General features: G+C 66.6%; 20 protein-coding genes and 1 tRNA gene. 11 read left to right on the top strand and 10 right to left on the bottom strand.

The features are described from left to right. Positions 1–32 precede the first annotated feature (32 nt). The 4 genes from ACSQ3M_RS27030 to mnmA form a co-directional block, all read right to left on the bottom strand. Positions 33–803, bottom strand: a complete 771-nt coding sequence (locus ACSQ3M_RS27030) for a DeoR/GlpR family DNA-binding transcription regulator (protein ID WP_436153175.1) — start codon at positions 801–803, stop codon at positions 33–35. Positions 804–1,074: 271 nt separating this feature from the next. Beyond that, positions 1,075–1,151: transfer RNA gene (locus tag ACSQ3M_RS27035), tRNA-Met, on the bottom strand. 91 nt (positions 1,152–1,242) lie between these two features. Further along, positions 1,243–1,872 (bottom strand): class I SAM-dependent methyltransferase, encoded by a 630-nt coding sequence (locus ACSQ3M_RS27040; protein WP_436153176.1) that lies wholly within the window; start codon positions 1,870–1,872, stop codon positions 1,243–1,245. Continuing rightward, on the bottom strand, positions 1,869–3,053 hold the full coding sequence (gene mnmA / locus ACSQ3M_RS27045) for a tRNA 2-thiouridine(34) synthase MnmA (protein ID WP_436153177.1): 1,185 nt from the start codon (positions 3,051–3,053) through the stop codon (positions 1,869–1,871). The genes ACSQ3M_RS27040 and mnmA overlap by 4 nt, the downstream gene beginning before the upstream one ends. Positions 3,054–3,304: 251 nt before the next feature. On the opposite strand from mnmA, the gene ACSQ3M_RS27050 reads away from it, so the two are divergent. The 8 genes from ACSQ3M_RS27050 to flbD all read left to right on the top strand — a co-directional run bounded on the left by ACSQ3M_RS27050 (position 3,305) and on the right by flbD (position 11,337). Continuing rightward, positions 3,305–4,912, top strand: a complete 1,608-nt coding sequence (locus tag ACSQ3M_RS27050) for a flagellar hook-length control protein FliK (RefSeq protein WP_436153178.1) — start codon at positions 3,305–3,307, stop codon at positions 4,910–4,912. Between the two features lie 14 nt (positions 4,913–4,926). Then, the gene (locus ACSQ3M_RS27055) at positions 4,927–5,604 is read left to right on the top strand and encodes a flagellar hook assembly protein FlgD (protein WP_436153179.1); all 678 of its coding nucleotides are present in this window, start codon (positions 4,927–4,929) and stop codon (positions 5,602–5,604) included. Between the two features lie 113 nt (positions 5,605–5,717). After that, complete coding sequence (gene sciP / locus ACSQ3M_RS27060) at positions 5,718–5,993, top strand: CtrA inhibitor SciP (protein ID WP_038359348.1); 276 nt, start codon at positions 5,718–5,720, stop codon at positions 5,991–5,993. 199 nt (positions 5,994–6,192) lie between these two features. Beyond that, positions 6,193–7,881 carry a flagellar basal-body MS-ring/collar protein FliF gene (fliF, locus tag ACSQ3M_RS27065; protein ID WP_436153180.1) on the top strand — a complete coding sequence of 563 codons (1,689 nt, stop codon included), beginning with the start codon at positions 6,193–6,195 and terminating at the stop codon, positions 7,879–7,881. A gap of 14 nt (positions 7,882–7,895) precedes the next feature. Then, positions 7,896–8,981: a flagellar motor switch protein FliG gene (fliG, locus tag ACSQ3M_RS27070; RefSeq protein WP_436153181.1), complete on the top strand. Its 1,086-nt coding sequence runs from the start codon at positions 7,896–7,898 to the stop codon at positions 8,979–8,981. A gap of 22 nt (positions 8,982–9,003) precedes the next feature. Beyond that, positions 9,004–9,567, top strand: coding sequence for a FliH/SctL family protein (locus tag ACSQ3M_RS27075; RefSeq protein WP_436153182.1), 564 nt, complete (start codon positions 9,004–9,006; stop codon positions 9,565–9,567). 4 nt (positions 9,568–9,571) lie between these two features. After that, positions 9,572–9,928, top strand: a complete 357-nt coding sequence (gene fliN, locus ACSQ3M_RS27080) for a flagellar motor switch protein FliN (protein ID WP_436153183.1) — start codon at positions 9,572–9,574, stop codon at positions 9,926–9,928. 44 nt (positions 9,929–9,972) lie between these two features. Further along, on the top strand, positions 9,973–11,337 hold the full coding sequence (gene flbD / locus ACSQ3M_RS27085; RefSeq protein ID WP_436153184.1) for a sigma-54-dependent transcriptional regulator FlbD: 1,365 nt from the start codon (positions 9,973–9,975) through the stop codon (positions 11,335–11,337). Between the two features lie 54 nt (positions 11,338–11,391). Here flbD and ACSQ3M_RS27090 read toward each other — a convergent pair whose 3' ends face one another. The 3 genes from ACSQ3M_RS27090 to ACSQ3M_RS27100 form a co-directional block, all read right to left on the bottom strand. Further along, complete coding sequence (locus tag ACSQ3M_RS27090; protein ID WP_436153185.1) at positions 11,392–11,676, bottom strand: hypothetical protein; 285 nt, start codon at positions 11,674–11,676, stop codon at positions 11,392–11,394. A 186-nt stretch (positions 11,677–11,862) separates the two neighbouring features. Next, on the bottom strand, positions 11,863–13,293 hold the full coding sequence (locus ACSQ3M_RS27095; RefSeq protein ID WP_436153186.1) for an MFS transporter: 1,431 nt from the start codon (positions 13,291–13,293) through the stop codon (positions 11,863–11,865). A gap of 85 nt (positions 13,294–13,378) precedes the next feature. Beyond that, positions 13,379–13,738, bottom strand: a complete 360-nt coding sequence (locus ACSQ3M_RS27100; protein ID WP_436153187.1) for a hypothetical protein — start codon at positions 13,736–13,738, stop codon at positions 13,379–13,381. 225 nt (positions 13,739–13,963) lie between these two features. Between ACSQ3M_RS27100 and flhA the strand changes: the two genes are divergently transcribed. Beyond that, the gene (gene flhA, locus ACSQ3M_RS27105; protein WP_436153188.1) at positions 13,964–16,087 is read left to right on the top strand and encodes a flagellar biosynthesis protein FlhA; all 2,124 of its coding nucleotides are present in this window, start codon (positions 13,964–13,966) and stop codon (positions 16,085–16,087) included. 6 nt (positions 16,088–16,093) lie between these two features. On the opposite strand, the gene ACSQ3M_RS27110 is transcribed toward flhA, so the two are convergent. After that, a complete protein-coding gene (locus ACSQ3M_RS27110) occupies positions 16,094–16,648 on the bottom strand; it encodes a helix-turn-helix domain-containing protein (protein ID WP_436153248.1) in 555 nt (184 codons plus the stop codon). 94 nt (positions 16,649–16,742) lie between these two features. Next, positions 16,743–17,750: an alpha/beta fold hydrolase gene (locus tag ACSQ3M_RS27115; protein WP_436153189.1), complete on the bottom strand. Its 1,008-nt coding sequence runs from the start codon at positions 17,748–17,750 to the stop codon at positions 16,743–16,745. Between the two features lie 85 nt (positions 17,751–17,835). On the opposite strand from ACSQ3M_RS27115, the gene ACSQ3M_RS27120 reads away from it, so the two are divergent. Together ACSQ3M_RS27120 and ACSQ3M_RS27125 are read left to right on the top strand one after the other, a co-directional pair. Next, positions 17,836–18,273, top strand: coding sequence for a winged helix-turn-helix transcriptional regulator (locus tag ACSQ3M_RS27120; RefSeq protein WP_436153190.1), 438 nt, complete (start codon positions 17,836–17,838; stop codon positions 18,271–18,273). Between the two features lie 323 nt (positions 18,274–18,596). Then, a complete protein-coding gene (locus ACSQ3M_RS27125; RefSeq protein WP_436153191.1) occupies positions 18,597–19,484 on the top strand; it encodes a DMT family transporter in 888 nt (295 codons plus the stop codon). Between the two features lie 4 nt (positions 19,485–19,488). Here the strand turns inward: ACSQ3M_RS27125 and ACSQ3M_RS27130 are convergent, their stop codons facing one another. Further along, positions 19,489–20,583 (bottom strand): lysylphosphatidylglycerol synthase transmembrane domain-containing protein, encoded by a 1,095-nt coding sequence (locus ACSQ3M_RS27130; protein WP_436153192.1) that lies wholly within the window; start codon positions 20,581–20,583, stop codon positions 19,489–19,491. Between the last annotated feature and the right edge of the window lie 6 nt (positions 20,584–20,589).

A 20,589-nucleotide genomic window follows, 5' to 3' on the forward strand; every position in this document is an offset into this window, starting at 1 on the left:
AGAAACAACAAAAAACCACAAAAACGGTCAATTCAGGAAGCGCGTACGGTGACCCCGCATTCGACCAGCTTCGCGGCAAGCGGCGCCGGCGGCATCTGGTCGACCAGCAATCCCGCGAAAGGCTCGTCGCTGCCGATGCGGCTGGGCAGGACGAGCCCGAACTTGCTGCTGTCAGCCATCAGGAAACCCTGCTCCGCGGCATGCAGCAGGGCGCTTCGGGTCGCCGCGCCGGCGCGGGTATAGTCGGTCAGCCGCCCATCGGGATCGACCCCGCCGACGCTGACGAAGGCGAAGTCGGCGGAGAGTCGCGCGATCGCCCGCAAGGTCTCGGCGCCGGTCGTCGCATCCTCGTTTCGGTCGAACTCACCGCCGATCAGGAAGACACGGGCGCCGGGAAGCCGGCTCGCGAGCCGCGCATTCTCGAGCGACGTCGTGTGTACGATCAGGCGCTTGCGGTCCGACCGCGCCAGAGCACGCGCCAGGGCCTCGGTCGTCGTGCCCGAATCGAGCAGGATGGTCATGCCGTCGCCTAGCAACGAGACCGCCAGATCGGCGATGAGCTCCTTGCCGGCACGGTTCACGGTCCGGCGGCTGGTGAAGGGCGCTTCCGAACGCTCGTTTCGGATCGCCCCACCGTGAACGACCGACAGCAATCCGCTCGTCGACAGGGCCTTGAGGTCGCGCCGGATTGTCTCGCGCGAGACGTCCAGTGACTGGGCCAACTCCTCGACGGTTATGGACTCAAACCTGTCGAGCCTCTCAAGAATGGTGCGGTGCCGCCGCGCAGCGATATCGCGTGCCATGGAAATAGACCGAGTGTCATGCCAGCAGGATGAGACCGATCTGGCTTAAGTTGCTGATCGACGCATGGCAACCGAACAGGAAATCGTCGGCGGCGCCATGGAGTAAGCCCTTCGACCTTGGCCTGGCAAATGGCGAGGTCGAACGAGCGGAAAAGGACGCTTCGACTGAGCCATGCTCCAGCAACCCGGTGGCGGAATGCTTGAGTACAAGTCGGCGCCGTTGGAATGCGCCAATCTCAGCTGAACGGCCGATACGCGATGAAAGATAGTTTGGTAGCGGGAGAGGGACTCGAACCCCCGACACGCGGATTATGATTCCGCTGCTCTAACCAGCTGAGCTACCCCGCCCCGATGGCGACGCACCTTGAGAAGGTGGCCAATCGCGACGGCGCGGATATAGGGGGCGGCAGGCGTCGGCGTCAAGCCTTGATGGCGCCGATCAGCTGAGCTTCCGCAGCCTGACCACCTTGAAATAGCCCTGGCCGACATGGACGGTCTCGTAGCGGCCGGTCGCGGCCGCCCAGTCGGTCAGGCGCGAGACCTTGAAGTCGCTGCTCCAGCCGATCGCCCTCGCCAACGGCGCGACCAGCTTCCAGAACGGCGCGGCAAAGCCGCCATCGTCGACGAGGCGGCTGGAGATCACGATCTCGCCGCCGGGGCGGAGCACCCGGTCCATCTCGGCGAGCGCCTGCTCGGGATCGGGCACCAGCGTGATGACGAACTGGGCGGTGACCGCGTCGAAGGAGCGGTCGGCGAAGCCGAGCCGGCAGGCGTCCATCACCATCAGGCCGCGGACATGGGTGAGGCCCTGGCTCAGTACCTTGGCCCGCGCGACGCGCAGCATGTCGAGCGAGAGGTCGGCGCCGACAACCTGCCGGTCGCGCTCGAAATAGGGCAGGGTCAAACCGGTGCCGACACCGATCTCGAGAATGTCGCGGCCGCTGGCGCAGGCCGCCGCCACCGCCTCGCGCTGGGCGCGGGCGAGCAGGCCCTGATAGATCCGGTCGTAGAACTTCGCCCAGACCGCGTAGACGCGCCTTTGCGCGTCGAGACCGTTCGTCGTCGTCATGTGATGGCGTAGGCAGGCTCGGGCTGGGGCGCCGGGCGCGGGACCCGGTTGGCCATGATGACGCCGCCGCCGAGCACGCGGGCTCCGCTGCCGGCATGGTCGTAGATCACGCAGGCCTGGCCGGGCGAGACGCCTTCCTCGCCCTGCGCCAACAGGACATGGACGCCCTTGTCGTCGACGAGCAGGCGCGCCTCGCGCGGCGCGCGGGTCGAGCGGACGCGGACCGCGACCTCGATGCCCTCGGACGGCAACTCGGCGATTGGAACATCGCTGAGCCAGTTCAGATCGCGCAGGTCGACGCGGCTGACGCTCAACGCCTCGCGCGGGCCGACGATGACGCGGGCGTTCTCAGCATCGAGCGCGACCACATAGAGCGGCTCGGCGGAGCTGATGCCGAGGCCCTTGCGCTGGCCGACCGTGTAGCGCAGCACGCCTTCATGCTCGCCGAGCACGCGGCCATCGAGATGGACGATGGCGCCGGGGCGGGCAGCGCCGGGCTTCAGCCGTTCGATCACCTCGGCATAGCGGCCGTTGGGCACGAAGCAGATGTCCTGGCTATCGGGCTTGTCGGCAATGGCGAGGCCGAATTCGGCGGCGAGCGCCCGGGTCTGGGCCTTGTCGAGCCCGCCAAGCGGGAAGCGCAGCAAATCGAGCTGCTCCTGCGTCGTCGCATAGAGGAAATAGCTCTGGTCGCGGCTCTCGTCGGCGGCGCGAAAGAGACCGCGATGGCCGGTGCCGAGGTCGCGGCTGGCGACGTAATGGCCGGTGGCGAGCGCGTCGGCGCCGAGCTCGCGGGCGAGGCCGAGCAGGTCGCGGAACTTCACGGTGCGATTGCACTCGACGCAAGGGATCGGCGTCTCGCCGGCGAGATAGCTCTCGGCGAAGCGTTCGATCACCGCGTCGCGGAAGCGGCTCTCATAGTCGAGCACGTAATGGGGGATGCCGATCGCTTCGGCGACGCGGCGGGCATCGTGAATGTCCTGGCCGGCGCAGCAGGCGCCGGCGCGGTGCACGGCGGCGCCATGGTCGTAGAGCTGGAGCGTGACGCCGACGACGTCGTAGCCCTGGCGCTTCAGCAGCGCCGCCACGACCGAGGAATCGACGCCGCCCGACATGGCCGCGACGACGCGCGTCGCCGCAGGCGGCTTGGCGATGTCGAGCGAGTTGAGCGAAGCGGTCATCAGGGTTCCGGGTGGGTTCGGACGAGAAGCGTCCGAGGATTTGGGCGCTCTATAGCGGTTTTGACAGATGCGGGCCAGCACAAGGCCGGCAATTCCTGCCGGGCCAGGTCACCCGAGGAAGCGATTCCTGCCGGGTCCCCAGTGCTGACAATTCAGTCAAATCTTTGAATCTAAATAGTTTTCCGGTTGGCTTGGCTCTTGCTCGGGAAGGGGCGGCCACGTCGTCACGGTTCTGTTCCGGAGAGTACCCCATGTCCGCCGCGCCGGTCTCGCGTTCGTCTGCGCTGCCCGAGATTACTCCTCCGAGCCGCCGCAGCCCGGAGCGCAGCGAGCCCGAGCAGGCCTTCGCCCTGCCGCCGGAGCCGGTGGAGCGGCCGCGTCCGCGCGTTGAGGACGACCGCAACTCGCGCGACAGCGCGGAGACACGCGAGCCCTCGAAATCCGATGACGGCGCCCGCAGGGAGGCCGCGGCCGAGACCAAATCGCCCGCTCGTGCCGATGAGGCTGGCAAGGACAGGAAAGCGGCAGGTGCTGCCGAGCGATCCGACAAGGCGAAGACCGAACCCGGAACGGACGAGGCATCGACGAAGGACGCTGCGGCCCCCGAAGGCAAAAAGACCGAGACGGCCGCTGGCGACAAGCCGGCCGCTGGCAAGACGATCGAAGAGCGCAAGGCTGCGCTGGCTGCCATGCTCGACGGCGCCCCCGTGATCAAAGACCCGTCCCAGGAACAGGCGGTAGCGGTCGTCGCGCCGCAGCCTGTGCCGGTTCCCAGTGTATCTGCCGAGTTCCTGGCACTGGCGGCGCTGACGCTTCAGGGCGGCGAGCAGGCCAAGCCGGACGGTGCCGCCACGCCGGAAAGCAAGCCGGAGGGGCAGACGGTCGTGGCGACCGGCGCGGCGGGTGCAGCTGTACAGCCGATGGCGAGCGGTGTTGCAGTCCCGGTTCCGGCAGCGTTGGTGAAGATCGACGGTCAAGGCAGCGCGGGTGGTGAAGCTGCGGTCACCGGTGTCAAAGCCGGCGTGACGGCGCAGCTTCCAGCGGCCGGCGTCGCGATCAAGGCGGAAACGAAGCCTGGCGAAGCGCAGCAGGGCGACGCCAAGCCGGTCGATGGCCAGGCGGTGCCGAAGGAATCGGCCGAGGCGGGCAAGGCGACGACAGTCCCCACCGGCGCCGAGGTCAAGGCGGCCGAGCCGACCACTGCAGGTCAACCCGCGCAGCCGGCCACCTCGGACAATCCTGCTCAGACGACTACGACGCAGCAAGCCGCCGCGCCCTTGAGCCCGCAGGCCATTCTCGCCGCCGGGCCGCAGAGCCTGGCCACGCCGCAGGCACCTCTGACGGAGCTCGACGCCGCTGCCCAGGCGACGGCCCAGGCCCAGGCCGAGGCCACCCACAGGATGATCTCGGGCGACACCGGCCGGGCGACGCCGCTGCACGTCGTGCCGGTCGAGATCGGCGCAAGGGCGCTCGCAGGCAACAAGCGCTTCGATATCAGGCTCGATCCGGCCGAGCTCGGGCGCATCGATGTCAGGTTGGAATTTTCCGACAAGGGCGAGGTCAGCGCCAAGCTGACGGTCGACCGGGTCGAGACGCTCCATATGCTGCAGCGCGATGCACGCACGCTCGAGCGCGCCTTCGAGCAGGCCGGCCTGAAGCCGTCGGAAGGCGGCATCGACATGAGCCTGCGCGATTCCAGCGACCAGCAGGCGGGTACGCGCCAGCAGCGGCAGGATGACGAGACGCCGCGCGGCCGCCGCGCCTGGGTCCAGGCCACAGACGACAGTGCACTCATCACCGAAGCGGCGACATTGCCGCGAACCGGCGGCCGCCTCGGCGGCGTCGATCTCAGCATCTGAAGGAGGAACGGACGATGGCCGTCTCCAACACTGGCAAACTCACCGACTCCCAGATTGCCGCTGCCCAAAACAAGACAGCGACCGGCAGCGGCACGTCGATCGCCAATAATTTCGACCAGTTCCTCAGCCTGCTGACGACGCAGTTGAAGAACCAGAACCCGCTCGACCCGCTCGACACCAACCAGTTCACCCAGCAGCTGGTGCAGTTCGCCGGCGTCGAGCAGCAGCTCAAGCAGAACGAGACGCTGACGGCGCTGCTCGGCGTCAGCAAGGCGACGACGGGCGCGAGCGCGATCGGCTTCGTCGGGCAGACGGTCACGGCCGATGGCGCGGCGACGCAGCTCAAGGACGGCAAGGCGGAGTGGAAGCTCAACGCCTCCAAGGGCGGCACCGGCACAGTCACGATCAAGGATGCGAGCGGCAAGGTCGTCTACAGCGGCAGCAAGACACTCGTCGCCGGCGACCAGACCTATAGCTGGGACGGCAAGACCTCGACCGGCTCCACCGCGCCCGCCGGCGAATATACCATCACGGTGGATGGCACCGACGTCTCGGGCGCGGCGATCACGGTCAAGACCGAGATCACCGGCAAGGTCGACGGCATCGACTTCTCGACCACCGTGCCGACATTGCTGATCGGCGCGATCAAGGTGCCGCTCGACAAGGTCAAATCGGTGAAGAGCAGCCCCTGATGGAGGGCCTCATGAGCCATGCCGAAAGCCTGTGTGATTGCTTTAGGCAAAATTTAAGCCCGTCGGGGCTAGGCTCCTGGGCAGTAGGTCTGTTGAGTTGTGTGAGAGTTACCATGACCGAGCCGCTGCGACCGCGCGTCAAATATGTGATCGGGCCCGATGGCAGCCCGCTGACCATTGCTGATCTGCCGCCGATGAACACACGTCGCTGGGTGATCCGGCGCAAGGCTGAAGTCGTTGCCGCCGTGCGCGGCGGCCTGCTCAGCCTGGAGGAGGCCTGCCAGCGCTACACGCTGACGGTCGACGAATTCCTGAGCTGGCAAATGTCGATCGACCAGCATGGCCTTGCCGGCCTGCGCACCACCCGCATCCAGCACTATCGCCAATAACCTGCGGGCGATCCGCCGGATTTACCGGGCGTCGGCCGAGCGGCCGGCGCCTTTTCGCGTTCGCGATAGTGTGTCTTTCCAGCCGAATTGCCTGTTTCCTAACCGCCGTTAACCCGGTGCTAACCATGCACTGGGAAAAACTTGCCTAGTGGTGTGTCTGCGCGTTGGTTGCGCAGGCACCGGGCAACGGAAACGTGGCGTGAACGGGCTAGTCGATCAGTTCCGGAGATTCGGCGCGGCGCGGCTGGCGGCGATGCTGGCGGTGACGCTGGCGCTGATCGGCTTCTTCGCCTTTGTGATGCTGCGCATGTCGCAGCCGACGATGGGTGTGCTCTTCGCCGATCTGTCGAGCCAGGACGTCAGTGCCATCGTCAAGGACCTCGATACGCGCGGCGTGAAATACGAGCTGCGCAGCGACGGCCAGACTATCCTGGCGCCGCGCGCCGACGTACCGCGGTTGCGGCTCGATCTCGCCGGCAAGGGCATCCCGTCGGGCGGTGGCGTCGGCTACGAGATCTTCGACAAGGGCGACGCCTTCTCCTCGACGAGCTTTGTCCAGAACATCAACCATCTGCGCGCGCTCGAAGGCGAGCTTTCGCGCACCATCCGCTCGATCAGCCGCGTCCAGGCGGCGCGCGTTCATCTCGTCATTCCCGAGCGGCGCCTGTTCGAGCGCGATCGCGAGCCGCCCCGGGCCTCGATCGCGCTCAAGCTCGCCGGTGACCTCGACGCCGCCCAGGTCAGGGCGGTTCGCCACCTCGTCTCCTCGGCCGTCGACGGGCTGAAGCCCGAACGGGTCTCGATCGTCGACGAGCGCGGCCGGCTTCTCGCCGACGGTGCGCAAGGCGAGCAGGGCATGGTCGGCCTGGCGCTGGACGAGCGCCAGGGTGCGGTGGAGCGGCGGATCAAGGCGCAGATCGACGACATCGTCGCGAGCATCGTCGGGCCGGGCCGCGCCCGCGTCCAGGTCTCGGCGGCGCTCGATTCGAATCGCGTCGAAAGCCGCTCGGAGACGTTCGATCCCGAGAGCAAGGTCATCCGCTCAAGCCAGAACCGGACGGAAGCCTCCGCCAGCAACGAGCAGCGTGAGGGCGTCACCGTCGGCAACGAACTGCCGGGCGCCCAGCAGAACCAGGGCCAGCAGCAAGGCCAGCAGCGCGACACCAGCTCGAAGAACGAGGAGGTCGTCAATTACGAGATCTCGCGCACCACCCGCACCGAGGTGCAGGATGGCGGGCGGGTCCGCAAGCTCTCCGTCGCCGTGCTGGTCGATGGCGTCTACAGCCGGCAGGGCAACGAGACGAACTACCAGCCGCGGTCGCAGGAGGAACTGGAGCGGATCGGCCAGCTGGTGCGGACCGCGATCGGCTTCGACCGCCAGCGCGGCGACCAGGTCGAGGTCGTCAATCTGCGCTTTGCCGAGGCGCCTCAGGCCCCGACGGACCTGACCGAGCAGACGTTGATGCAACAGCTCACCTCCTTCACCAGGGAGGATCTCGTGCGTTTCGCGGAGATGGCCGTGATCGCGCTGCTCATCCTGATCGTCCTGATGGTCGTGGTGCGCCCGCTGCTTAAGCAGGTGCTCGCGCCGGATCGTGAGGCCAGGGCACTCCCGAGCTTCATGCGCAACGGCACGCTCGTGGTCGACCAGGGCACCGGTGATCCGGCGACGTTCTCCTCCGTCTCCGGCGGAGCAGGCTCGGCCGGCGGCGCGAATGCCGGCCAGGTCGATGTCGAGGCGCCATCGGAACGGATGCTCGCGATCGCGCAGATCAAGGGCCAGCTCAAGGCCCAGTCGGTCGAGAAGATCGGCGCCATGGTCTCGCAGAACCCGGCGGATTCCGTCGCGGTGCTGCGCGGCTGGATCCACGAGAAAGCACCAGCGTGACGGGAGCCTGAACCATGGCCGCGACACGCTCCATCGCAACCCGCAGCAAGAGCGCCGGCTCCGACGGCGACGCCGCGAGCTATTCCGACGGGCCGATGACGATCGAGGGCATGACCGGCCCGCAGCGCGCTGCCGTCATCCTGCTCGTGCTCGGTGAGGATCATGGCCGGGCGATCTGGGAAGAATTCGACGACGAGGAAATCCGCATCATCACCCGCGCCATGGCGGAACTCGGCACGGTCGATTCCGATCAGGTCGAGAAACTGATGCTCGATTTCGTCGGCAGGCTCTCCAGCGCCGGCGCGATCACCGGCTCCTTCGACCGCACGATCTCGCTGCTCGAGAAGATCCTGCCGACCGATCAGGTCGCGCTGATCATGGAGGAGATCCGGGGTCCTGCCGGCCGCAACATGTGGCAGAAGCTCGGCAATATCGACGCCGTCGTGCTCGCGAACTTCCTCAAGAACGAATATCCGCAGACGATCGCGGTGATCCTCTCGCGCATCCGGCCCGATCATTCGGCGAATGTGCTGCGCAACCTGCCGAACGAGCTTTCCATCGAGGTGGTTGGCCGGATGCTGCGCATGGAATCGGTGCAGAAGGAGGCGCTCGATCATATCGAGAACACGCTGCGCACCGAATTCGTCTCGACGCTGACGCAGACGCGCCGGCGCGATCCGCACGAGATGATGGCCGAGATCTTCAACGGCTTCGACCGCCAGACCGAGGTGCGCTTCCTCGCCGCGCTCGACGTGACCAACCAGGACTCGGCCGAGCGCATCCGCGCCCTGATGTTCACCTTCGAAGACCTCGGCAAGCTCGATTCCGCCGGGCTGCAGACGCTGATGCGCCAGGTCGACAAGGACATGCTCGCCCGTGCCCTCAAGGGCGCCAACGAGGAGATGCGCGCCTTCTTCCTCGGGGCGATGTCGCAGCGCGCCGCCAAGAACATGCAGGACGACATGCAGGGGCTTGGGCCGCTGCGGCTCAAGGAGGTCGACGAGGCGCAGATGAAGATGGTGACCCTGGCCAAGGACCTTGCCGAGAAGGGCGAGATCGTCATCGCCAAGGGCAATTCCGAAGACGAGTTGGTTTACTGAGATGGCAGCCGCCAAGAAATTCATGTTCGACACCGACTTCCGCGGCAATGGCCGCAAGGCGGTCGACGAAGCTGCGCTCGAGACTGCCAGGGCAGAGGGCTTCCACAGCGGCCTCGACCAGGCGCGGCACGAGTCCGAGCAGCAGCTGGGAAGCCTGCTGACGCAGCTGGTGCGCCATGGCGAGCGGCTGCTGGCGCAGCAGGACGAGCGCCTGGCGGAAATCGAAGCCCAGGCGGCGCAGCTTGCGATCGCGACCGCGCGCAGCCTCGCCGGCGCCGCCCTGGCGGACAAGCCGCTGGTGCAACTGCTCGCAGCGGCGCGCGAATGCCTGGCCCATGCCCGGCATGCGCCGCATCTGGCGATCCGGGTGCATGAAAGTCTGGTCGAGACCGTCGAGGGAAAACTCTCCGGGCTCGCTCGTGAGACCGGCTTTGCCGGCCGGATCGTCGTGCTCGGCGAGCCGGACATCGCCATTGGCGATGGCCGGCTCGAATGGGCCGATGGCGGTATTGCGATTGAGCGCGCGGAGCTAGACGAAGCGGTCGACAGGGCGGTCAAGGCCGTCTTCGGACCGGTAGCGGGGTAACAAGATGCCGAACGAAAACGATCTCAACCTGCCGCCGCTCAACTCGGCCGACCTCTCCTTCGACCATAATGCCGGGGGCGACTCGATCGCGCGCTCCGGGCCGGTCCCGGTCAAGACGGCGGAGGATCTGGAACAGGTCTTCGACGTGCCGGTCACGGTCTCCGCCGTGCTGGGCTCGTCGCGGATCGCAGTCGGCGATCTCCTGCGCGTCACGCCCGGCACCGTGCTCGAGCTCGACCGGCGCGTCGGTGAGGCGATCGACATCTTCGTCAACGAGCGCCTGGTGGCGCGCGGCGAGGTTGTCGTGGTCGAGGAGCGCCTCGGCGTCACCATGACGGAAATCATCAAGACCGACCGGTGACGAGCCGGTCGGAGCGAATGCATCTTTCAAGGAAGGCCTGAGCCATGCGCCTCATCATCGTCGGCAGCCTCAAGGGCCAGCTCATCACCGCCGCGAAGATCGCGGTCGCGCAGGGCGCCGCCGTCACCCATGCCGAGAGCATCGAGCAGGCGCTGGCCGTGCTGCGCACCAAGGGCGGCGACCTCTTGATGGTCGATGTCGAGCAGCCGATCGCCAAGCTGGTCGCGGCGCTCGACGCCGAGCGCATCCGCACCCCGCTCGTCGCCTGCGGCACCTCGACCGATGCCCGCGCCGCCGTCGCTGCGATCCAGGCCGGCGCGCGCGAATACGTGCCGCTGCCGCCCGATCCGGAGTTGATCGCCGCCGTGCTCGCCGCGGTCGTGGGCGACAAGGCGAGCCTGATCTGGCGCGATCCGGCGATGGAGCGCGTCGTCCAGCTCGCCAACCAGATTGCGCGCTCCGATGCGCCGATCCTGGTCACCGGTGAGAGCGGCACCGGCAAGGAGATGATCGCGCAGCATCTGCACCAGAAGTCGCTGCGCAAGGACAAGCCCTTCGTCGCGGTGAACTGCGCGGCAATTCCGGACAATTTGCTCGAATCGGAGCTGTTCGGCCATGAGAAGGGTGCCTTCACCGGCGCGATCGCACGGCGCATCGGCAAGTTCGAGGAGGCGAATGGCGGCACGCTGCTGCTCGACGAGGTCTCCGAGATGGATGTGCGCCTGCAGGCCAAGCTCCTGCGTGCGCTGCAGGAGCGGATGATCGATCGGGTTGGCGGCTCGCAGCCGGTCAAGGTCGACCTGCGCATCATTGCGACCTCGAACCGCAATCTCGGCGATGCCGTGCGCGAGGGCTCCTTCCGCGAGGATCTGTTCTACCGGCTGAACGTCGTGCACCTGCGCCTGCCGGCGCTGCGCGAGCGTCCAGGCGACATCCTGGCGCTGGCCGACCATTTCGCGAAGAAATATGCCGAGCTGAACGGGCTGCCGCTGCGCCCGATCGCGGCCGAGGCGCGCAAGCTCCTGCTCGGCAATGGCTGGCGCGGCAATGTCCGTGAACTCGAGAACACCGTGCACCGCGCCGTTCTGCTGGCGCAGGGCGTCGAGATCGGCACCGAGGCGATGCTGACGCCGGAGGGCGAGACGCTCGGCCCGGCGAGCGGGCGCGATGTCGCGACACGGGCGGCGCAGACGGCCGAAGCGGTGACGCGCGGTCTCGTCGGGCGCACGGTCGCCGATGTCGAGCGCGATCTCATCCTCGACACGCTGGATCATTGCTTGGGCAACCGGACCCACGCCGCCAAGATCCTCGGCATCTCGATCCGGACGCTGCGCAACAAGCTCAGCGAATACGTCGCAGACGGCGTTCCGGTGGCCGAGCCGGGGCAGGCGCGGACAAACGCTCTTTAAACGGTCCCGAATCGAAACGGGCCGGAGCTTGCGCCCCGGCCCGGTCCCCGTCGCTCAGTAGTAGTAGCGACGACGATAATAAGAGCGCCGCGGACGGTAATAGTAGCGCGGGCGGGCGTAGTAGCGCCGAACATAGCGCGGGCGCCGGTAATAATAATACTGGCTGAAGTCGGCATCGGTCTTATCGAGGCCCTCCTTCAGTTCCTCCGCCAGCTCTTCCGGCTTCTTGGCCGGGAGCGGGGCGAGCTTGGGCTGTGCAGCTTCAGAGGCGGCGATGCCGCCGACGCTGGCAGCGGCGAGACCGCCGAACAGCGCCATTACGAATGAACGTCGATCCATGTCATGCCTCCAGTTGGTTCGATCCGGGCGCCGCGTTCCCACGAGGCCACTCTATTCCCCTTTTTGACCCATCGTCACCTTGGCGTTGTGACAATGGTTCACAAAGGGCCGACGGCGCGGGATACCGGCCGCTAGCTTGTTGTGACGGTCTGAGGCGCAATTGCCTCGGCGACAGCCGCTGCATCCTCATATCGCTCCGAGCGGCTTGCTGACGTCCTCGAGCGAACGCCGCTCCGCCTTGACCGCAAAGCGCCAGGCGATCAGGCCGGCGGCGATCATCAGCACGGCGCCGAACAGATAGCCGCCGAGCACGCTGATGCGCGAGCCGGTATCGATCAGTGCGCCGAAGAGCCAGGGCCCGGCGACGCCGCCGAGCCCGGTGCCGAGCGAATAGAACACCGCGATCGCAAGCGCCCTGATCTCGAGTGGGTAGGTCTCGCTCACGGTCAAATACGCGGAACTGGCCGCGGCGGATGCGAAGAAGAAGACGATACTCCAGCAGATGGTGAGCTGGCTGGCGCTGACCATTTCGCGCGCGAACAGGAAGCCTGTTCCGGCGAGGAGCACGCCGGACAGGATATAGGTCCCGGCGATCATGGGACGCCGGCCGAGGGTGTCGAAGAGCCGGCCGAGCAGGAGCGGTCCGAGGAAGTTGCCGGCGGCGAATGGCAGGATGAACCAGCCGATCGCCTGTGACGGAACGGCGTAGAAGTCGGTCAGGATCAAAGCGTAGGTGAAGAAGATGGCGTTGTAGAAGAAGGCCTGCGACGTCATCAGCGCCAGCGCGACCAGGGTGCGCGGCCGGTGCGTGACGAAGAGCGTGTGAGCCACTTCGCTCATCGACGTGCGCGAGCGCGGGCGCAGGGTGAGCGTCGGCAGTTCTGCGGCTGGCTGCGGCGGTGAGAACGATTCGATGTGAGCGACGATGCGCTCGGCCTCGGCGATGCGGCCATGGCTCATCAGCCAGCGCGGGCTCTCCGGGATCCATTGCCGCAGGATCATGATGATCAGGCCGAGGACGGCGCCGATGAAGAAGGCGAGGCGCCAGCCCATGTCCGGCGAAACGAAGGTGGGATCGAGCAGGATGATGGCGGCGACGCCGCCGATCGCGGCGCCGACCCAGAAGGAGCCGTTGATCACGAGGTCGGTCCAGCCGCGCACGCGCGCCGGCACGAGCTCCTGGATGGTCGAGTTGATCGCGGTGTATTCGCCGCCGATGCCCATCCCGGTCAGGAAGCGGAAGAGCAGGAAGCTCCACAGATTCCAGGAAAAGGCGGTCGCGGCGGTTGCCGTCAGATAGACCAGGACGGTGATGGAGAAGAGCTTCTTGCGGCCGAGCCGATCGGTCAGCCAGCCGAAGAGAACCGCGCCGATCACCGCGCCGGCGAGATAGGCGGCCCCCGCCATCCCGACCTCGGTGTTGGTGAAGCGCAGCACCGGGCTTTCCTTGAGGGCGCCGGACACGGCACCGGCAAGCGTCACCTCGAGCCCATCGAGAATCCAGGTGACGCCGAGTGCAACGACCACAAGCGTGTGGAAGCGTGACCAGGGCAAGCGGTCGAGCCTCGCCGGAATGTCGGTGACGATCTCGCCCGAACTCTCGCGTCCCTCGTTCAAAAGGCTTTTCCCTTCGACAGACGGTCTTGGTGCCGCTTCAAAGGCGACGGGCGGCAGAGGGCCGCCCGCCGATGGGTTCACGTTCTCAGCGGTAGATCACGCGGCGACGCACCACGACCGGGCGGCGGTAAGGCACGGGCCGACGCACGACCGTGGTGCGCCGGACGACGACCGGACGGCGATAGGCCGGACGGACAACAGTGGTGCGGCGGACGACGACGGGCCGGCGGTAGGCCGGCCGGACGACGGTCGTCCGGCGGACTACGACCTGGCTGAAGTCGGCATCGGCCTTGTCGAGGCCGGCCTTCAGCGCCGGGGCGAGATCTTCCGGGCTCGGCAGCGGGGCGGTTGGAGCTGCGGTCGCAGCCTGGGCGATGCCCATGCCGCCGACGCTGGCGGCGGCGAGACCGCCGAACAGGCTGAGCATGAATGAACGTCTATCCAAGATATCCTCCAGAAGGCTTCGGCCCTGATGGCCGAGGTCGTCGACCCCGTACGAGTTGGCTGGCCGAATGCGGCCAGAACGCGGCCATTCGATAACAGCCCGTTCAGGGAAAGGTTCCAGACGGGATTTTTTGAGGCGTCTTAACCACTCGTTCACCATGCGCTCGGCAAGAATTGCCGGGTACGACAGCCGTCCTGATGGACGACGCGTGGGAGCTTCTGGTCGATGAGCGATGTGACGGCAGGCAGCGGCGGGGGCATGCAGATGCCGACGCGCGGCCAGATGGGCGCGCTGCTCAACCGGCCGGACCTGTTCCTCGCCATCGGCGTGATGGGCATCCTCGTGGTGCTGATCTTCCCGCTGCCGGCGATGCTGCTCGACATGCTGCTGGCGCTCTCGATCATCCTCTCGGTGCTCGTCCTGATGACGGCGCTGTTCATCGAGGAGCCGCTGGAATTCTCGGCCTTCCCGACCGTGCTGCTGATCGTGACGATGCTGCGGCTGGCGCTGAACCTGGCTTCGACACGCCTGATCCTCGCCCATGGCCATGAGGGCACGGCTGCCGCCGGCCACGTCATCGAGGCCTTCGGCAATTTCGTGATGAGCGGCAATTTCGTGATCGGGGTGATCGTCTTCACCATCCTGATCATCGTGAACTTCGTCGTCATCACCAAGGGCTCGGGCCGTATCGCCGAGGTCGCCGCGCGCTTTGCCCTCGACGCGTTGCCGGGCAAGCAGATGGCGATCGACGCCGACCTCTCGGCCGGGCTGATCGACCAGGACGTCGCCAAGGCCCGGCGCAAGGCGCTGGAGGACGAGGCCAACTTCTTCGGCTCGATGGACGGCGCCTCGAAATTCGTGCGCGGCGACGCGATTGCCGGCCTGCTGATCACCTTCATCAACGTGATCGGCGGCATCATCATCGGCGTGGCGCAGCAGGGCATGAGCTTCGGCGCGGCGGCGCACAGCTACACGCTGCTGACCGTCGGCGACGGCCTCGTCAGCCAGATCCCGGCGCTGATCGTCTCGACCGCGGCGGGCCTGCTCGTCTCGAAATCGGGCGTGCGCGGCGCCGCCGACAAGGCGCTCGGCAAGCAGCTCTCGGGCTACCCTAAGGCGCTCGGCATGTCGGCGGCGGTGATGCTGCTGATCGCGGTCCTGCCCGGCATTCCGATGCTGCCCTTCCTCGTGCTGGCCGCCGGCTCGGGCTGGCTGGCGCACCATTTCGGCCGCCTTGCCAAAGCGCGGGAAACGGAAGCGGCCGTGCAGGCGCAGGAGGCCTCGCCGCTCGCCGCCGACGGCACGCCGAAGGAAGAGACGCTCAACGACCTGCTCAAGCTCGACGAGCTCAAGATCGAGATCGGCTACGGCCTGCTGCCGCTGGTGAATGCGCCCGGTGGGGCGGACCGGCTGACCGATCAGGTCAGGGCGCTCCGGCGTCAGCTCGCTGCCGAACTCGGCTTCGTCATGCCGGCGGTGCGCATCGTCGACAACGTCCAGCTCGAGGCCAACCACTACTTCATCAAGATCAAGGAGATCGATGCCGGGCACGGCATGGTCTATCCCGGCCAGTACATGGCGATGGACCCGATGGGCGGCAGCGTCACACTGCCCGGCCACAACGTGCTGGAGCCGACCTTCGGCCTGCCGGCGACCTGGATCGACGGGGCGCTGCAGGACGAGGCGCAATTGCGCGGCTACACCGTGGTCGACGCCGCGACCGTGATCTCGACCCATCTCACCGAGGTGTTGAAGTCGCATATGCCGGAGCTGCTCTCGCATGGCGAGGTGCAGAAGCTCTTGCGTGAATTGCCCAAGGACCATGCCGACCTGGTCAAGGAGATCGTGCCGAACCAGATCTCGACCACCGGTATCCAGCGCGTGCTGCAATTGCTGCTCTCCGAGCGCATCTCGATCCGCGATCTCGGCACGATCGTCGAAGGGATCGCCGAGGTCGCGGGCGCCATCAAGAGCCCGCGCGATATCGCCGAGCATGTCCGTGTCCGCCTCGCCCGCCAGATCTGCGCGCAGTTCTCCAACCAGCACGGGCAATTGCCTATCATCACGCTGTCGCCGGCCTGGGAGAGCGTCTTCGCCGAGTCGATCGTCGGCCAGGGTGAGGATCGGCATCTGGCCATGCAGCCCTCGCGCCTGCAGGACTTCGTCCATCAGGTGCGCGAGAAGTTCGAGGACGCGGCGCGCCTCGGCGAGATGCCGTCGCTGGTCACTTCCGGCATGGCGCGGCCCTTCGTGCGCCAGATCATCGAGCGCTTCCGCCGCGAGACGCCAGTGCTCTCGCAAAGCGAGATCCACCCGCGGGCCAAGCTCAGGACGGTGGGGAGCGTCTGACGGAGGTCAGCGCCTGCTCACCACGACGAGATAGCGTGCCGGTTCGGTGCCGGGATTGCTGAAGCGGCAATCGGCGGGCGGGCCGAGCTCCATGCAGTCACCCGGCCCGAGCCGGGTGACGATGCCGCCCTCGTCAAAGTCGAGCAGGCCCGTCTGCATCCAGATCTGCTGGCGGATGAAGGCGTAGGAGCTGGCGGGATAGGCGATCGCCGCGCCGGGCGGCAATTCGCCGGCGACGAGTTCGAGATCGCCATTGCCGGCCGGTGAGATCGCGCGGCGGACGAAGCCGGTCTCCGGGTCACGCCAGATCGGCTGCTCGGTGGCACGGCGGACGCGTTCGCCGGCATTCTCGATCCGCGCGAGCAGGTTCGACAGGGTCAGGCCGAAGGCGCCCGAGAGCCGACCGAGCAGCACCGCGGTCGGGCTCGCTTCGCCGCGCTCGATCCGGCTGATCATGGCGCGCGAGACGCCGGAGCGTTCGGCCAGGTCATTCAGACTCCAGCCGCGCGCCTCACGCTCGCCGCGCAGCCGTTCCGCCAATCTTGACGCGAGATCGTCCATCATCATGGTACGGATTCTCTTATCGTAGAAGATTGGCGCCGCCAATGCCATCGGCAGGCTGCTCCGGAGATTTTATCGGAGAGGGCTTCCCGCTTCAGGTTCGCCCGATGAACCCTGCGACGAGAGTCGCGACATCGCCGGGAGCGTCTTCGAAGCAGTAATGGCCGACGCCGGCGAGGCGATGGATGGGCGCATTGGGAAAGATCTCGCTGAACAGGGGCAGGAAGTGTCCGGCGCCAAGCGTCCGATCGGCTTCGCCCCAGATGGCTAGCGCCGGCCTTGCCCGGATTGTGCGATCTGTCGCGGCATCGGGCGTCTCGAACCGGTGCGCACCCGTCGCAAAGCCCTTTGCCCAGCCAATCGCGCCCAGGCAGTCGGCGGGGGTCGCGAAACGCGATCCATAGGCTGAAAGCCAGGTATCGGTGATGAGGGCGTTGTTCTCGAAGCCGTTGAGCTTGAGGGTGCTCAGGGTGTTGAAGCCGAGCTGTCCCAAGACCGTTTCGAGGCTGCCATCGGCTTGCGCCTTCGCAATCCACCGGAACCAGGGCGAGGCGGCGGCATTTGCGGTCACCCGGTCAACGAGATCGGGCTGGCCGAACGGGGTTGGCCCATTCGCCGCGATCACGCGGCGAATGCGATCGGGAAGCCGAGTGGCGAGGCCCATTCCGACCGGGCCACCGAAATCGTGCATCACCAGGGTGATATCGCGGAGGTCGAGTGCGAGCACGAAGCGTTCCAGATTGTCGACGTGATCCTGCAGCCAGTAGCTCCGTTCTTGCGGCGTCTCGCTCTTTCCGAAGCCCATGTGATCGGGAACGATCACCCGGTAGGTGCCGCGCAGCGCAGCGATCAGGTGACGAAAGAGATATCCCCAGGTCGGCTCGCCATGGAGACAGAGCACCACCTGCCCATCCCTTGGCCCCTCGTCTGCATAATGCATGCGAAAGCCTGAGACGGTGGCGAAGTGCGGCTCGTAGGGAAAGCTGCCACCGAAAGTGTCGTCGAATCGGATCACGTGACTCTCCTCTTCGGCAGCTCTGACTGCCGTGTGGTTGCAAACTAAAACCGCCTCGTTCGTATCGATTGAGGTTTTAGTTTGCAACCATTATATTCAAGGCTGATCGTGATCTCCCTCGAGAGCCATGGCGGCGCCCCGGGGGCGTACTCGAACGTGGAGAGATGTCGAATTGGCCAAGAGGATCAGCCACCGGGATGCCGGCTGCGGTGTCGCCAGGCCGCTGGACGCGATCGGCGACTGGTGGTCGCTATTGATCATCCGCGACGCCTTCGATGGCTTGACCCGGTTCGGGGAGTTTCAGAAGAATCTGGGGCTCGCCAAGAACATTCTGTCGGCCCGCCTGCGCAATCTCGTGGCGCATGGCATCATGGACACGATCCCCGCTTCCGATGGCAGCCCCTATCAGGACTATGTCCTGACTGCGAAGGGGCGCGGCCTGTTTCCGCTCCTCGTCGCGCTCCGGCAATGGGGCGAGGATTTCTTTTTCGAACCGGGCGAGGAGCATGTCCGCCTGGTCGACAGGGAGAGCGGGCAGCCGGTACGCAAATTGGAGCTGCGCTCGCAGGACGGGCGCAGGCTAGCGCCCGAGGACACTGTCGTCCGATAGGGGCGGACGTGGTGGCTTGGGGCGACGTCGCGCGACATTGCGGTCGAGCTGGCCTCGCCGCACGTGATCTGGCTGATCATGGCGCGCGAGATGCCGGAGCGTTCGGCGAGGTCGTTCAGGCTCGTGCCGCGTGCCTCATGCTCGCCACGCAGCCGTTCTGCCAACCTTGACGCAAGAGCGTCCATTATAATACCATTGATTCTCTTATAATAGAGCGCAGCAAGGGCGTTGGCCAGATGGCGAGACCGACGCTTTGCGTCGCCACATGGCGGCATGTCTGGCCTGCATTGGCCCTGCGTCGCTTCCCTCGCTAAGCGTAATCCATGTCCCGCAACGCCGCCTTCTTCGCGCTGATGTGCCTCGTCTGGGGCTTGACCTGGCTGCCGATCAAGGTCGGCTCGCAGCATGTGCCGCCGGTCTTCCTCGCCGCCTCGCGCTTCGTCATCGCCGGGGCGTTGATGCTGGCCTGGGCCGGCCGGGACGTGCTGCGGGTGCCAAGCGAGGCCTGGCCGCGCGTCGTCATGACCGCGCTCCTGTTGAACACCGGCAACTACACCCTGCTGTTCTGGGGCACGGCCCAGGCGCCGACGGGGCTTGCGGCGATCGTCAACTTCGCCACCATCCCGATCTTTACCATCATCGCCAGCCGCCTGATCGAGGGCCATGCGATCGGGGGGCGCAAGCTCGCGGCGATCGGGCTCGGTGCTGTCGGCCTCGGCTTGCTGTTCTCGACTCGGGCGCTCGGCGGACTAGCGGCGGCCAAGGGCGGCCCGCTCGAACTCTGGGGGCTGGCGGCGGTCGCGACCGGCACGCTGCTCTATTGCTTCGGCGCGGTCTGGTCGCGGCCGGTGATGGGCCGGATTCCGACGCTGACGCTGGCCGGTTGGCAGACGCTGATCGGCGGCTTCGGGCTCTGCCTGATGTCGGCCATGCTGGAGACCGTCACAACGGCCCATTTCAGTGCGCTGCTGTCCTGGCCGACGCTGCCCGCGCTGGCAGTGCTGGTCGTCGGCGGCTCGCTGATCGGCTTCACGATCTATCTGCGGCTGGTGCGCGACTGGGGTGCCTTCCGGGCCGGGCTCTATGCCTTCATCAGCCCGGCGGTCGCGGTCGCGGCCGGCGTGCTCGCGCTCGGCGAGCCGTTCGGCCCGGCCGAGGCGATTGGCAGTCTCCTGATGTTCGGGGCAGCGGCGATCGCGCTGAAGCGCTGACGCGTCACTCCGGCTGGTCGATATGCAGGGCTGCGGCCTTGGCCGCCGCCTGCTCCTGCGCCTTGACCTGCGTCTCATGCGCCAGCGCCTTGCGCAACTGCGCCCGCTCGAAGGCCAGCACGATCGGCAGCGACACGACCAGCGGAATAATCAGGTAAAACATCCGCCAGACCAGCAATGCTGCAAAGACGGCGGGGGCCGGCACGCCCGGCATCACGGCTAGAAACACCGCTTCCATCACGCCGACCCCGCCCGGCACCTGGCTGAGCAAACCGGCCGAGAACGAGATCAGGAAGGCGCCGAGCACGATGAAGAAGCCGGGATTGCCCTGATCAGGCAGGGCGAAATAGATGATGCCGGCGGCGCCCATCAGTTCGAGCGGAGCGGCGAGATATTGCCGCGCGACGATCGGCAGGCGCGGATAGACCAGCTCGAACGAGCCGATCTTCAGCGGCTTGAAGCGCAGCCAGGAGCCGATCGTATAGAGCACGCAGAAGGCGAGCAGACCGAAGCCGATCAGGCGAGCCTGCTTGTCGCCGATGCCGAACCAGTCGGAGAGCCGGTGCAGTGGTCGCAGGATCTGCGGTTCGCCGACGAGCACGAGGCCCATCAGCAGGATGGTGCCGAAGGCGAAGGTGAAGGAGCAGAGCGCCACCAGGACCGCGATCTCGGCCCCGCTCAGGCCCTTCGCGTGATAGGCGCGGTAGCGCACCATGCCGCCTGAGAACACCGAGGCGCCGATATTGTGCGAGAGCGCGTAGGTGACGAAGGAGCAGAGCGAGATATAGGCCCAGGAGATGCCCTTCTCGCGGTGCAGATGCAGGAGCGCGATCCGGTCGTACCAGGCGAGCGCGGCATAGGCGACGAGCGTCGCGAGCCCGGCATGGAAGAAGGCGGCAGGCGGAATGACCGCGATCTTCTGGCCGATGCCCGTGGCGACGATCCTGACCGAATCCCAGAGGCCGGCAAGCTCAAGCTGAGCCGCGAGCGCCTCATTGGTCAGGGCCTCGGCCTTGAGCTTGTCCCAGAGCAGGTCGACCGACCAGACGACTGCAACGAGGCCGATCACCGGCCAGAGATAATCCAGGTACTTCTTCATAGAACC

Origin of the sequence: Allobosea sp. LjRoot90, assembly GCF_964254315.1 — a bacterium.
Taxonomy (GTDB): Bacteria; Pseudomonadota; Alphaproteobacteria; order Rhizobiales; family Beijerinckiaceae; genus Allobosea.